Origin of the sequence: Aromatoleum buckelii (genome assembly GCF_012910785.2) — a bacterium.
GTDB classification, from domain to species: Bacteria; Pseudomonadota; Gammaproteobacteria; order Burkholderiales; family Rhodocyclaceae; genus Aromatoleum; species Aromatoleum buckelii.
Window position 1 is genome coordinate 15,242 of sequence record NZ_WTVH02000008.1, and the last position, 12,979, is coordinate 28,220.

13 protein-coding genes are annotated in these 12,979 nt (G+C 68.9%); 12 read left to right on the forward strand and 1 reads right to left on the reverse strand.

All coding sequences use genetic code 11. From position 1 onward, the window contains the following. From GO608_RS02010 to GO608_RS02045, 8 genes are all read left to right on the forward strand, one after another. Entirely contained in the window at nt 1-1,419 is a 1,419-nt protein-coding gene (locus tag GO608_RS02010) for a vitamin K epoxide reductase family protein (RefSeq protein WP_211159343.1), read from the forward strand. A gap of 16 nt (nt 1,420-1,435) precedes the next feature. Next, nucleotides 1,436-2,233, forward strand: coding sequence for a potassium channel family protein (locus GO608_RS02015; RefSeq protein ID WP_169198320.1), 798 nt, complete (start codon nt 1,436-1,438; stop codon nt 2,231-2,233). A 193-nt stretch (nt 2,234-2,426) separates the two neighbouring features. Further along, entirely contained in the window at nt 2,427-3,359 is a 933-nt protein-coding gene (locus GO608_RS02020) for a cytochrome c oxidase subunit II (RefSeq protein ID WP_169198319.1), read from the forward strand. After that, a complete protein-coding gene (locus tag GO608_RS02025) occupies nt 3,360-3,611 on the forward strand; it encodes a hypothetical protein (RefSeq protein ID WP_169198318.1) in 252 nt (83 codons plus the stop codon). Further along, on the forward strand, nt 3,608-6,124 hold the full coding sequence (locus tag GO608_RS02030; RefSeq protein WP_169198317.1) for a cbb3-type cytochrome c oxidase subunit I: 2,517 nt from the start codon (nt 3,608-3,610) through the stop codon (nt 6,122-6,124). Before GO608_RS02025 ends, GO608_RS02030 begins: the two co-directional genes overlap by 4 nt. Further along, on the forward strand, nt 6,121-6,420 hold the full coding sequence (locus GO608_RS02035; protein WP_169198316.1) for a hypothetical protein: 300 nt from the start codon (nt 6,121-6,123) through the stop codon (nt 6,418-6,420). The genes GO608_RS02030 and GO608_RS02035 overlap by 4 nt, the downstream gene beginning before the upstream one ends. Further along, a complete protein-coding gene (locus GO608_RS02040) occupies nt 6,411-6,770 on the forward strand; it encodes a c-type cytochrome (RefSeq protein ID WP_169198315.1) in 360 nt (119 codons plus the stop codon). The genes GO608_RS02035 and GO608_RS02040 overlap by 10 nt, the downstream gene beginning before the upstream one ends. 1 nt (nt 6,771) lies before the next feature. Next, nucleotides 6,772-7,605, forward strand: coding sequence for a c-type cytochrome (locus GO608_RS02045; protein ID WP_169198314.1), 834 nt, complete (start codon nt 6,772-6,774; stop codon nt 7,603-7,605). Between the two features lie 94 nt (nt 7,606-7,699). On the opposite strand, the gene GO608_RS02050 is transcribed toward GO608_RS02045, so the two are convergent. Then, complete coding sequence (locus GO608_RS02050) at nt 7,700-8,413, reverse strand: CAP domain-containing protein (protein WP_169198313.1); 714 nt, start codon at nt 8,411-8,413, stop codon at nt 7,700-7,702. 348 nt (nt 8,414-8,761) lie between these two features. Between GO608_RS02050 and GO608_RS02055 the strand changes: the two genes are divergently transcribed. The 4 genes from GO608_RS02055 to GO608_RS02070 all read left to right on the forward strand — a co-directional run bounded on the left by GO608_RS02055 (nt 8,762) and on the right by GO608_RS02070 (nt 12,977). Then, a complete protein-coding gene (locus tag GO608_RS02055; protein WP_169198312.1) occupies nt 8,762-9,145 on the forward strand; it encodes a twin-arginine translocation signal domain-containing protein in 384 nt (127 codons plus the stop codon). Between the two features lie 5 nt (nt 9,146-9,150). Next, nucleotides 9,151-10,194, forward strand: a complete 1,044-nt coding sequence (locus tag GO608_RS02060) for an AI-2E family transporter (protein WP_169198311.1) — start codon at nt 9,151-9,153, stop codon at nt 10,192-10,194. 89 nt (nt 10,195-10,283) lie between these two features. After that, entirely contained in the window at nt 10,284-11,621 is a 1,338-nt protein-coding gene (locus GO608_RS02065) for an erythromycin esterase family protein (RefSeq protein WP_169198310.1), read from the forward strand. Nucleotides 11,622-11,924: 303 nt separating this feature from the next. Then, nucleotides 11,925-12,977, forward strand: a complete 1,053-nt coding sequence (locus GO608_RS02070; RefSeq protein ID WP_169198309.1) for a glycosyltransferase family 4 protein — start codon at nt 11,925-11,927, stop codon at nt 12,975-12,977. The last annotated feature ends 2 nt before the right edge of the window (nt 12,978-12,979 follow it).

The following is a 12,979-nucleotide window of genomic DNA, read 5'->3' on the forward strand; positions in this document are numbered from 1 at the left end:
ATGTCCCCGGCCGAACACGATGAACACATGGCGCAGATGCGCGAGATGCACGGCCGCATGCTGTGGACGCATTTCGCGATCATCACGCTCGGCCTCTGGTGCCTGACCGCGCCGGCGATCCTCGGCTACATGGAACCCGGCAACTGGGGGGCCGGCGCCGAGCAGGTGACGACCGAGCGCGCGCTCGCGCCGCTCGCCTCGCGCGCCGCGGCGCTCGCGTGGAGCGACATCGCCAGCGGTGCGCTGCTCGTCGTGTTCGGCACGCTGTCGCTGTTCTGGCGCCACCGCTGGGCGCAGTGGGGCAGCTGTTTCACCGGCATCTGGCTGCTCGCCGCGCCGCTGGTGTTCTGGTCGCCCGAGCCCGCGTCCTATGCCAACGACACGCTGGTCGGCGCGCTCGCGATCGCGTTTTCGATCCTCGTGCCGATGATGCCGGGCATGAGCATGGAAGCGATGCACGACGAGCGCGACATCCCGCCCGGGTGGAGCTACTCGCCGTCGGCGTGGTCGCAGCGCCTGCCGATGATCGCGCTGGCCTTCGTCGGCTTTTTCATCGCCCGCTATCTCACCGCCTACCAGATGGGCCACGTCTCCACGGTGTGGGACCCGTTCTTCGACGACGGCACCGCCCGCATCATCACTTCCGACGTGTCACGCGCGTGGCCGATCCCCGACGCGGGGCTCGGCGCGATGAGCTATCTGCTCGAAGCGCTGTCCGGGATGATGGGCGGACGCCAGCGCTGGCGCACGATGCCATGGATGGTCGCGATGTTCGGCGTGCTGGTGATCCCGCTCGGCGCGGTGAGCATCTTCTTCATCATCATCCAGCCGATCGTCATCGGCACCTGGTGCACGCTGTGCCTCGCGTCTGCCGCGGCGATGGTGTTCATGCTGCCGTACGCGATCGACGAAGTGGTCGCGATGACCCAGTTCCTGATCGGTGCGAAACGCGCCGGGCAACCGCTGTCGAGGGTTTTCTGGCACGGCGGCGTCATTGATGGCGCGGGCCGCGACGAGCGCCCGCCGCTCGCGATCGACGCGACCGCACTCGACCGGCTGCGCGATCAGGCCCGCGTGCTGCCCAAGGCGCTGATCCTCGCCACCGCGCTCGGCATCTGGCTGATGTTTACCCGCACGATTTTTGGTACCGACGGGGCGATGGCCGACAGCGATCACCTGATCGGCGCGCTGGTGTTTACCGTGTCGATCACCGCGTACGCCGAGACGGCCCGGCCGCTGCGGGCGCTGAACATGGTGTTCGGTGCGTGGCTGATCGTCGCACCGTGGGTGCTCGACGGCGGCTCGGCAGCGGCCGACGTCGCCGGCATCATCGTCGGCGCGTTGCTGATCGTGCTCGCGATCCCGCGCGGGCCCGTCGTGCGCTCGTATGCCGGCTGGGACCGCTACCTCGTGTGGTGAGCGAAGGCCCGGACAGATGAACCTGTTCAGGGAGCGGATCCAGTGGATGAAGGAAAACAGGCCGCTCAGGCGGCTCGAGCGCTGGATCGAAGGGCCGATGGTCTTTCTCGCCTTCGTCTGGATCGGACTGCTGATCGTGGAGTTCGTCGGCGGCCCGCGTGACTGGCTCGACACGGCGAGCAACCTGATCTGGGCCGTTTTCATCGGCGACTTCGTGCTGCGCTTCGCGCTGGCCAAGGGCAAGCTCGCCTACATCAGCCAGAACTGGCTCACGCTCGTGTCGCTCGCGCTGCCGGCGCTGCGCGTGTTCCGCCTGACCCGCGTGCTGCGGCTCACGCGTGCGACCCGCGGGCTGCGGCTGGTGCGCCTGACCACGTCGCTCAACCGCAGCATGCGCGCGCTCGCGCGCAGCATGGGCGGCAAGGGCGCCGGCTACGTCGTGGCGCTGACGCTGGTCGTGACGTTTTCCGGCGCAGCCGGCATGTATGTGCTCGAGGAAGGGGCGTTCACGAGCTACTGGGATGCGCTGTGGTGGACCGCGATGATCGTCGCGACGATGGGCAGCGACTTCTGGCCCCGCACGCCGGAAGGCCGCGTGCTGTGCCTCGCGCTCGCGATCTACGCGTTCTCGGTGTTCGGCTACGTCACCGCCGCGCTCGCGTCGTTCTTCGTCGAGCGCGGCGGCCTGCCCGACCCCGGCGGCCCGGACGCGCTGCGCGCGGAGCTGGCCGCGCTGCGCAAGGAAACCGCGCGTCTCACCGAGGCCCTCGGCAGGCAGGCCGGACAGGCGGCCGGCGCGAAACGCCCGCCGTGACGCGCACGATCCGGAGCAATCCGCCAGTCCGCATCGTCCGGCAGGGCACCCCGATTGCTTTCGCAGCCGATGCGATCCGATTCGTCCCGGGAGGCAGCAATATGGCAAGAGCACATCCGTCGATTCCCCGCCGGTCCTTCCGTCGATCTCCCGCGCCCCCGGCTCTGCGCGAGCCCTGATCGGCGGCGCGCCCATGCTCGACAACATCCAGTCGGCTCTCGCCCCGCGCGGCCCGGAAGCGGCCGGAATCCTCGAGATCACCTGGGTGCTCGTCGTCGGCGGGGCGCTGATATTCACGCTGGTCCTCGCGCTGACCGCGCTGGCCTTTTTCGCCCCACCGCGCTGGCTTGCCGGCAAGGGCCTGATCATCGGCGCCGGCATCGTTTTCCCGGTGATCACGCTCGCGGCATTGCTGATTTACACGCTGCTCGCCGCGCCGCGGCTTTCGGCAGTGGAGCCGGCCGACGTGACGATCGAAGTGGTCGGGCATCAGTGGTGGTGGCGGGTGAATTATCTCGACGCGCGCGGTGAAGTCGATTTTGCGACCGCGAACGAAATCCATCTGCCGGTCGGCCGGACGGTCGAGTTGCGGCTGCGCTCGGCCGACGTGCTGCACAGCTTCTGGGTGCCGTCGCTTGCCGGCAAGCTCGACCTGATCCCGGGCAAGGACAACCGGCTGCGTCTGGCCGCCACCGAGGCTGCGGTGCTGCGCGGCCAGTGCGCCGAGTACTGCGGCGGCCCGCACGCGCAGATGGCACTGTTCGTCGTCGCCGAGGCGCCGGAGCGCTTCGAGGCGTGGCGCGCGGCGCAGCGCCAGCCTGCCGCCATCGCGGCCGAGGACGCGGCCGACAGCGAAGCGGCGAGCGGCCGGCGGCTGTTCCTGTCGCACTGCACGACCTGCCATACCGTGCGCGGCACCCGGGCCGAAGGCGAGCTCGGGCCCGACCTGACCCATTTCGCGAGCCGGCTGTCGCTCGGCGCCGGCATCCTGCCGAACAACCGCGCGACCGTTGCAGGCTGGATCGCCGGCAACCAGCACCTGAAACCGGACAACCTGATGCCCGAGTTCCGTTTCGACAGCGGCGAACTGCGCACGCTCGCGCACTGGCTGGAGACGCTCGAATAAATGTTCAAGGACCTGCCCCTCCCGATCAACGTCGCCGTGTTCCTGGCCGCCGGGGTCGTCGTGTGGCTGGCCGGCACGCGGGTGGCGCACTTCGCGACTTTCGCCGCGATCCTCGGCATCGCCGTGACCGGGCTGTTCATCGCCGGCCTGCTCGAGCGGCGCCACGTCATGATCCTGCGCCTGGGCAGCGACTCGCTGCTCGTCCTCGCGATCTACGCGGCGGGGCTCACGGTGCTCTACACGCTCAGATGACCGCGCTGCCGAATCCGGGCGTTCGCCCCGAGGGTGAAGTCGACGAACTGCGCCGGCTGTGGCGGCGGCCGCAGGGGCTGCGCGCGGTCACCGTCATCAACAACAACTACGTCGGCGTGCTCTACGTCGGCGCCGCTTTCCTGTTCTTCGTGCTGGCCGGCATCCTCGCGCTCGTGATGCGCGTGCAGCTGGCGGTGCCCGAGAACGACTTCATCGGTCCGGCACTGTACAACCAGCTGTTCACGATGCACGGCACCGTTATGATGTTCCTGTTCGCCGTGCCGGCGGTCGAGGCGATGGGCATCCTGCTGCTGCCGAACATGCTCGGCGCACGTGACCTGCCGTTCCCGCGGCTGTCGGCGTATGCGTTCTGGGCCTACCTGGTCGGCGGGCTGGTATTCTTCGCGAGCATTTTTGTCGGCTGGGCGCCTGACGGCGGCTGGTTCATGAATCCGCCGCTGACCACCGAAACCTACTCGCCCGGCTACAACGCCGATTTCTGGCTGCTCGGCATCGGCTTCATCGAAATTTCCGCGATCGCCGGCGCAATCGAAATCATTGTCGGCATATTGCGCACCCGCTCTCCCGGCATGACGTTGGGCAGGATGCCGGTATTCGCGTGGGCGATGCTGGTGTTCGCGCTGATGATCGTCTTCGCGTTTCCGGCGGTGATCCTCGCGACCGCGCTGCTCGAACTCGAGCGCGCTTTCCACTGGCCGTTCTTCGCCGCGCATCTCGGCGGCGACCCGCTGCTGTGGCAGCACCTGTTCTGGTTCTTCGGCCATCCCGAGGTGTACATCATTTTCCTGCCCGCGGCGGGCATGGTGTCGATGATCGTGCCGACGATGGCGCGCACGCCGCTCGTCGGCTACCGCTTCGTCGTCCTGGCGCTGGTCGGCACCGCGTTCCTGAGCTTCGGGCTGTGGGTGCACCACATGTTCACAACCGGCATCCCGCAGCTGTCACTGTCGTTTTTCCAGGCCGCGAGCACTGCGGTCGCGATCCCCTCGGGCATCCAGGTCTTCGCGTGGATCGCGACTTTTGCGCGCGGTCGCGCGACCGGACGGGTGCGGATCGCGACGCCGACGCTGTTCATCCTCGGCTTCCTGTTCATCTTCGTGCTCGGCGGGCTCACCGGCGTGATGGTCGCGGTGATCCCGTTCGACTGGCAGGCGCACGATAGCTATTTCATCGTCGCCCACCTGCATTACGTGCTCGTCGGCGGCATGGTGTTTCCGCTGTTCGCGGCGTTCTACTACTGGATGCCCTACACCAGCCGGCACGCGCTGTCCGAGCGGCTCGGGCGCTGGGTGTTCGGGCTGATGTTCGTCGGCTTCAACATCACGTTCTTCCCGATGCATTTCACCGGGCTCGCCGGCATGCCGCGCCGCGTCTACACCTACGCGGCAGGCTACGGCTGGGAGAGCCTGAACTTCGTCTCGACCGTCGGCGCGTTCATGATCGCCGCCGGCGTGCTGATCTTCATCATCGACGTCGCGCGGCGCTTTCGCATGTCGGCCGAGGACAACGCGGGCAACGTCTGGCACGCCGGCACGCTCGAATGGCTGCCGAACGGCAATTACTCGAACCGCAGCATTCCGGTCGTCACCAGCCGCGAGCCGCTGTGGGACCAGCCGGACCTGGCGCGCGACGTCGAAGCCGGCCACTACTACCTGCCGGGCGCGCCGACCGGCGGGCGCGAGACGATCGTCACGAGCCCGCTCGACGCACGGCCCGAGTTCGTGCTGCGCATGCCGATGCCCGGCTGGGCGCCGGTCGTCGCGGCGTGGTTCACCGCCGGCTTCTTCCTGCTGCTGACGGTCAAGCTCGTCGTGCCGGCTTTCATCTCGGGCGTTGTCGCGGTCGGCGCGCTGCTGCACTGGGGCTGGAGCCTCGATCCCGAGCCGCTCGACGAACCGGTCGACATCGGCGGCGGCATCGTGTTGCCGAGCTACATGAGCGGGCCGCGCTCCCAGGCCTGGTGGGCGATCGGCGTGCTGATCCTGGTGTCGGGTTCGCTTTACGGCTGTGCCGTGTTTTCGTATCTCTACCTGTGGACCGTGTCGCCCGAAGTCTGGCCCGCACCCGCGCAGGTCGCCGGCATCGGCTATCCGCTCGCCGAAGCGGCCCTGCTCGTCGCCAGCAGCCTCGCGCTGGGGCTCGCGAACCGACAGCTCGGCGCCGGCCGGCGCCGCGCGATGGCGCTCGCGGTTGTGGCCGGCCTGGTCCTGCTGGTCGCAGCGGTCGGGCTGGAGTTTTTCGCGCAGGGCGAGCTGTCGCCGAGCGCGTCGAGCTACGGCGCCGCAGTCTATCTGCTCGCATCGATCGCCGGCTTCTTCACGCTGGTCGTGCTCGTGATGGGGCTGTTCGCGCTCGCCCGCGCTGCGACCGGCAAGCTCGGCCCGGTACGCCGCGTGACTTTCGACAACATGCGCCTGTTCTGGCACTACACCGTCGGCCAGAGCTTGGTCGGCGTCGCGCTGGTGCACGGCTTTCCGAGGTTCGCGGGATGAACTTCGTTGCGACCAGCCTGCGCCTGTCCGCCGGAGTCATCGTCTGGGCGCTGCATTTTTCCGTGATCTACGGCCTGAGCGCACTGGCCTGCGCGCGCAGCGCGCCGCAGGCCGTACCGTGGGTGATCGGCGTCGCGACTCTCGTCGCGATCGGAGCCTGCGTTGCGATCATCGTCCGGGAGCTCGGCCAAGGGCCGGGCTTCGAGCCGTGGCTCGCCGCCGGGCTCGCGGTGCTCGCGCTGCTCGCGATTCTGTGGGAAGCGCTGCCGGTGCTGATGGTGGCGCCATGCGTGTGACCGCCCTCCTCGCGCTCGCCTGGGTGGCCCTGCTGGCCGGCTGCAGCGATGAGTCTCGCCCCGTGCTCGGCGGCGATGCGGAAAACGGACGCCTGTTGCTGCGGCAGTTCGGCTGCATCGGCTGCCATCGCATCCCCGGCGTCGCGGGCGCGACCGGCAACGTCGGCCCGCCGCTGGACGGCGTCGGCCGCCGGGTGTACCTGGCCGGCGTGCTGCCGAATTCGCCGGCCAACATGATGCGCTGGATCCGCGATCCGCAGTCCTTCGGCTTCGAAACCGCGATGCCCGACCTGCAGGTCACCGAAAGCCAGGCTCGCGACATGGTCGCTTATCTCCAGGAGCTGAAGTGAAGTGAAAAAGATCCTCCTCACCGTCGTCGCGCTGGCGACTGCGGCCGGGCTCGCGGGCGCGGCAGTGGTCTATGGAGGCTTTTACGACATTTCCGCGACCGACCAGCACCTCGCGCCGACCTACCGGCTGCTCGACATCGCGATGCGCCGTTCGATCAAGCTGCGCGCGGCATCGGTCACCGTCCCGTCGCTCGACACGATCGGCGCACTGGAACACGGCGCGCCGCTCTACCGGGACCACTGCGCGCAGTGCCACGGCGCGCCGGGCGTCGCTCCCGAACCTTTCGCGCTCGGCCTGACGCCCGCGGCGGCCAACCTCGCGCACACCGGCCGGGCGTGGCCAGCCGAGGAGATTTACTGGGTCGTCCGGCACGGCATCAAGATGACCGGCATGCCGGCCTGGGAGCAGCGCCTGAGCGAAAGCGAACTCTGGGCGGTCACTGCGTTCGTCAAGAAGCTGCCCGAGCTCTCGCCGCCGGACTACCGCCGGCTGGTCGCCGACATCCCGCCCCACGACCATGCCCACGACCACGGCGAGGAGCCGGCACCGCAGCGGCCGGATGCCGAGCGCGGCAGGCGGATCATCCAACAGTACGCCTGCGTCACCTGCCACCGGATTCCCGGCATCGTCGGCCCGAACGCGCCGGTCGGTCCGCCGCTCGATGGCATCGCCACGCGCGCGTTCATCGCCGGTGCACTGCGCAACGAGCCGGCGCACATGGTGCGCTGGCTGCGCTCGCCGCAGGAGGTCACGCCGGGCAGCGCGATGCCGGATCTCGGTGTCGACGAGCGCGACGCGCACGACATTGCCGCCTACCTCGCGACGCTGAAATAGCCCCGCGACGCGGCCCGGCGCGAATGCGGGCGATCACCCACGGAAGGGCCGTCGCCTACGCCTGCTGCCGAGGCGGTTGCCCCCGGCCTCCGGGTCACTGCGCGGAAACAGGCTGCGTAACGATCCCGTCATCGCGCACGGTGTAGCGCGTGCCGTCCTCGATAGTGGCGGTAAATGGCGCGTCATTCGCCGGAAGTGCAATCGAGAGTCGTCCCGGGCGGCATGTGCGATGCCTTCGCAACTCGCGCGGCCGAAGCGAAAAATCACGCTCGCCGGTCGTCCGATAAGCGACGCGTTCCCCGCTGCGGTTCTGCACCTCGAAGCGGATCGATGCGCTTTTCGGTCGGCCGAACATCTGCACGCCGAAAAAACGTCCGTCCTCGCCCTGCGCGAGGCCGACGCCCGTCTGCGTGACGGCCGGCGCGAGCATGTTCTCGCGGTGCTCGGGCGAATTTTTCCAGCCTTCGACGAAGGCCTCGGCAAGCTCCGCGGACGAGCCGAAACCGTCGGAGCGGTACTGGTAGCCGATGTTCTCGGCGACGATGCAGTACTCGTAGCCTTCGGCCAGCGCCCGCTCGGACGGGCGGCGCCCGTCGGCGTTGTGGCCGTAGCGCCCGGTCTTCGCCATGAAGCGGGCGAAGTCGCGCGCGGTCCGCTCGAGCGCCGCATCGCGCTCGACCGGCGCGAGCCCCTGCGCTTCGCGAAAAACGTTCGTTCGCGAAACGATCTCCGCCGCCGTCTCGCCGACGTCCGCCGCAGCGAAGCCCAAGGCCGGACCGGCGAGGATCGCCGCCAGCAGTCCTCTCACCGCGCCACGCCTTCGCGCGCAACCGAACGCGTCGCCCGGGCAGCCGCCCGCCTCGCTCCCGCGCACGGCGTCACCCGGCCTGTGCCACGAGCGGCGCGGCGGGCAAAAGCGCGACGTGAAGTCCGATGGTCTTCATGACGGTGATCTCCTTCGAATCGACGTGGCCGCAGACGCAAGGCGCATTCCCGCACGCATTGGGCGCGCCGCGGCGTGCGGCGTGGGTATGGCGATTGCCTTGCCGATCGAGCCCGTTTCATTTTTCCTGGAGGAGCCACATGCCGCCGCCGATTCTGCCGTCACTCAGAGTCCTCGCCGTGGCGCTCGCGGTCGCGAGGCGCCAGGAATCCCATGAAGCCGCGTAGCGCGTCGCCACGGACTCGGCCGACGAACCGCCGGCAGTTTCTCGTGCACAGCGGCCTTGCTTTGGCTGCCGTCGCGACCGGCACCGGCTGCGGGCCCTCCAGTCGGCAGGCCCCATCGTCGGCGTCGCCCGCCACCACGGCAGCTCGCCGACCGGGCGACGGTGAGTGGGACGCGGTGCGCGAGCAGTTCGCGCTGGCCGACGACTACATCCACATGTCCGCGCTGTATGTCGCGTCGCACCCGCAACCGGTGCGCGAAGCGATCGAACGGCACCGGGGCGCGCCGGGCGACGAGATCGTGACCACCGAGCACGACTACTACGCGACCCAAGTCGACGCGGCGCTCGCAGCGATCGGCGAGCTGGGCTGAGTCTGATGAGCCCGGATTCCGGCACCGCCGTCTTCATCCAGCGCGTGCTGATCGTGCTCGGGCTGGTCGTGCTCGGGCTGTTCCTGTGGCGCATCGCCTACGCGCTGCTGCTGGGCTTCGGCGGGGTGCTGGTGGCGGTCTTCCTGCGCGGACTCGCCAGCAAGCTGCATCAGTGGACCGGACTGAGCATGGGCTGGTCGTTGGCACTGATCAGCATCGGGCTGGTCGGGCTGCTGGGGCTCACCGCCATGCTGATCGGCCCTTCGATCGCCAGCCAGTTCCGCGACCTGAACGACACCCTCACGCAGGGCATCGAGCAGGTGCGCGGGTTTCTCGCACAGCAGCCGTGGGGCCAGCGGCTGCTGCGCAGCGTCACCCAGAATGCCTCGCAAGGCGGCGACCTGCTGCGCAGCGCCGCCAAAGTCTTCGCAGGCGCGGCCGACGCGCTGCTCGCCTTCGTGCTGGTGCTGTTCGCCGGCGTCTATTTCGCGCTCAGGCCGGACACCTACGCCGACGGCCTAGTGCGCCTCGTGCCGAAACCACGGCAGGCGCGCGCACGCGAAGTGCTCCAGGCCACTGGCAACGCGCTATGGCTGTGGCTGCTCGGTCAGTTCGTCGTGATGGCAATCGTCGGCGTGCTGACTACCGTCGGGCTGCTCCTCGCCGGCGTGCCGCTCGCACCGGCGCTCGGGCTGATCGCCGGCCTGCTCGAATTCGTCCCGTTTCTCGGTCCGATCGTCGCCGCGGTGCCGGTCCTCCTGGTAGCGCTCACCGTCGACCCGCAGACCGCGCTCTACGCGATGCTCGTGCTGCTGGTGATCCAGCAGACTGAAAGCAACCTGCTCGAGCCGGTGGTCGAGCGCAGGGCGGTCGCGCTGCCGCCGGTGCTGGTGCTCGTCGGCACGATCGCCTTCATGCTGCTGTTCGGCGTTCTCGGCGCGGTGTTCGCGACCCCGCTGCTGGTCGTCACGCTGGTGGCGGTGAAGATGCTGTACATGGAAGACGCACTGGGCGAACCGGTGCACCTCCCCGGGGAGCGCTCGCCGTGAGGCTTGGGCGCGGTGACGCTGAAGCTTTACCGGCCCGCGGCACGCTGGTTGCAAGGGTTTGGCGGTGAACAACGCGAGGAGACAAGACCATGGCAGATCGCGAAATCACCGACGCCGTGGCGCGCGCTGCGCAGCCGCTCACCGACACGGCCGGACGGTTCGACCGCGTGCTCGAGCTTGCCGGCGAATTTCGGCTGGTGCTGCTCGGCGAGGCGAGCCACGGCACGCATGAGTTCTACGAAGCGCGCGCGGAAATCACGCGCCGGCTGATCAGCGAAAAAGGCTTCGACGCGGTCGCGGTCGAAGCCGACTGGCCCGACGCATTGCGGGTGAGCCGATATGTCCAGGGCGGCGGCGACGACGCGGACGGCAATGCTGCGCTCGGCAGCTTCCAGCGGTTTCCGCGCTGGATGTGGCGCAACCGCGAAGTGTGCACGTTCGTCGACTGGCTCAGGCAACGTAACGACACCTGCCCGCCGGACGCGCGCGCCGGCTTCTACGGCCTCGACCTGTACAGCCTGCGGGCGTCGATGGACGCCGTCGTGCGCTACCTCGCGGGCGTAGACCCCGAGGCGGAACGACGGGCACGTGCCCGCTACGCGTGCTTCGACCACATCGCGGACGATCCGCAGCGCTACGGCTTCGCCACCACCTTCGGCATGTCCGATCCGTGCGAGCAAGCGGTGCTGCGCCAGCTCGCCGAGCTGTCGCGGGACACGACGCGCTTTTTGCGCCACGACGGCGTCGCCGCCGCCGACGAGCTGTTTTACGCGCAGCAGAACGCCCGCGTCGCGGTGAATGCCGAGGCCTATTACCGCAGCATGTTCGCCGGCCGCAACGAGTCGTGGAACCGGCGCGACGCGCATATGGGCGAGACGCTGCAGGCGCTGGCGAACCACCTCGGCGAGCGTCTCGGCCGGCCGGCGAAGATCGCCGTGTGGGCGCACAACTCCCATCTGGGCGACGCGCGCGCGACCGAAATGGGCGAAGCCGGCGAACTGAACCTTGGCCAGCTCGCGCGCGAGCAGTTCGGCGCCGGGAACGTGCTGCTGGTCGGCTTCACGACCCACACCGGCAGCGTCACCGCGGCGTCCGAGTGGGACGCGCCGGCCGAACACAAGCGCGTGCGCGAGTCGCACCCGGACAGCTTCGAGCGCGTCTTCCACGACTGCGGCATCGAGCGCTTCGTGCTCGAACCGGGCCGCGTGCCGGCGCTTCGTGGCGCGCGCCGGCTCGAACGCGCGATCGGCGTGATCTACCTGCCCGACACCGAGCGCCTGAGCCATTATTTCCACGCGCAGCTCGCGAACCAGTTCGACGTCTTGATCCATCTCGACCGCACGCGCGCGCTCGAGCCGCTCGAACCGCCCGAGGACTGGACGCGCGGCATGTCGCGCGAGATGGAAACCTATCCGACCGGGATCTAGGGGCGCCTGCGCGCAGCTGCCCTGCCTGCGTCCCGCGCCGCCTCGTGAACGACCGTGGCGCGCTGCTCGTCGCCCGAATGGCGTCGGACGGTGTCGCCGGGTGGTGCCCCGGCAGTCGTGCGCGCGAGTTCTTTCAATGACCCGTAGTTTTTGCATACGCCCGGTCACCGCGGGCTGCGCAGGCCTGCGTTCGGGGCGAGGCACAGCACTTGCTGAAATCAGCCGGCAGTTCAGGCGCAGACCCGTGGCAGCCCCGTTGTCGGCGCGACTGGCCGGCTGCCTGAGTCGATGGAGGTCCGACCGTTGAGAATCGCGCAGGTCTCCCCCCTGTTCGAAAGTGTCCCGCCGAAGTACTACGGCGGAACGGAACGGGTCGTGTCGTACCTCACCGAAGAGCTCGTCGCGCAGGGGCACGACGTGACGCTGTACGCGAGCGGCGACTCGCAGACCCGCGCAAGGCTGCGGCCGATCGGGCGCCAGAGCCTGCGGCTCGACCCCGAATGCATCGACCAGATCGCGCACCACGTGCTGATGCTCGAACACGTCGCGCGCGAGGCGCACACCTTCGACCTGATCCACTTTCACATCGATTATCTGCATTTCCCGCTGTCGCGCCGCTTGCCGGTGCCGCACGTCACGACGCTGCACGGGCGGCTCGACATTCCGGACCTGGTGCCGCTGTACCGCGAATTCGGCGAAGTGCCGGTGATCTCGATTTCGGACAGCCAGCGGCGCCCGCTGCCGTGGCTCAACTGGCAGGCGACCGTGCATCACGGGCTGCCGGCGACGCTGCTGCCGTTCTCGCCCGGACCCGGGCGCTACCTCGCGTTTCTCGGGCGCATCTCGCCGGAGAAGCGCGTCGACCGGGCGATCGAGGTCGCGCGCCGGATCGGGATGCCGCTGCGCATCGCGGCCAAGGTCGCGCCCGTCGACCAGCGCTACTTCGATGAGCAGATCGAACCGCTGCTCGCGCAGCCGCACGTCGAGTACCTCGGCGAGATCGCCGAAGCGGAAAAAGCCGCGTTCCTCGGCGGCGCCGCGGCGCTGCTGTTCCTGATCGACTGGCCCGAACCGTTCGGCCTGGCGATGATCGAGTCGCTCGCGTGCGGCACGCCGGTCATCGCGTGGCATTGCGGCTCGGTGCCCGAAGTGCTGCGCGAGGGCGTCAGCGGCTTCGTCGTCGGCAGCCTCGACCAGGCCGAACGGGCGGTCGCGTCCATCGACATCATCGACCGCAAGGCCTGCCGCAAAGCGTTCGAAGAGCGGTTCACCGCGTCGGCGATGGCGGGCAACTACCTGCGCGTCTATCGTGAATTGATAACACAGCAACTGAAGGCCGCACCGGCCGGGACATGAAG

Bases quoted from the DNA above. Each gene is read 5' to 3' on its own strand.
- GO608_RS02010 (WP_211159343.1), top strand. From the start codon at position 1: ATGTCCCCGGCCGAACACGATGAACACATGGCGCAGATGCGCGAGATG.
- GO608_RS02015 (WP_169198320.1), top strand. From the start codon at position 1,436: ATGAACCTGTTCAGGGAGCGGATCCAGTGGATGAAGGAAAACAGGCCG.
- GO608_RS02020 (WP_169198319.1), top strand. From the start codon at position 2,427: ATGCTCGACAACATCCAGTCGGCTCTCGCCCCGCGCGGCCCGGAAGCG.
- GO608_RS02025 (WP_169198318.1), top strand. From the start codon at position 3,360: ATGTTCAAGGACCTGCCCCTCCCGATCAACGTCGCCGTGTTCCTGGCC.
- GO608_RS02030 (WP_169198317.1), top strand. From the start codon at position 3,608: ATGACCGCGCTGCCGAATCCGGGCGTTCGCCCCGAGGGTGAAGTCGAC.
- GO608_RS02035 (WP_169198316.1), top strand. From the start codon at position 6,121: ATGAACTTCGTTGCGACCAGCCTGCGCCTGTCCGCCGGAGTCATCGTC.
- GO608_RS02040 (WP_169198315.1), top strand. From the start codon at position 6,411: ATGCGTGTGACCGCCCTCCTCGCGCTCGCCTGGGTGGCCCTGCTGGCC.
- GO608_RS02055 (WP_169198312.1), top strand. From the start codon at position 8,762: ATGAAGCCGCGTAGCGCGTCGCCACGGACTCGGCCGACGAACCGCCGG.
- GO608_RS02060 (WP_169198311.1), top strand. From the start codon at position 9,151: ATGAGCCCGGATTCCGGCACCGCCGTCTTCATCCAGCGCGTGCTGATC.
- GO608_RS02065 (WP_169198310.1), top strand. From the start codon at position 10,284: ATGGCAGATCGCGAAATCACCGACGCCGTGGCGCGCGCTGCGCAGCCG.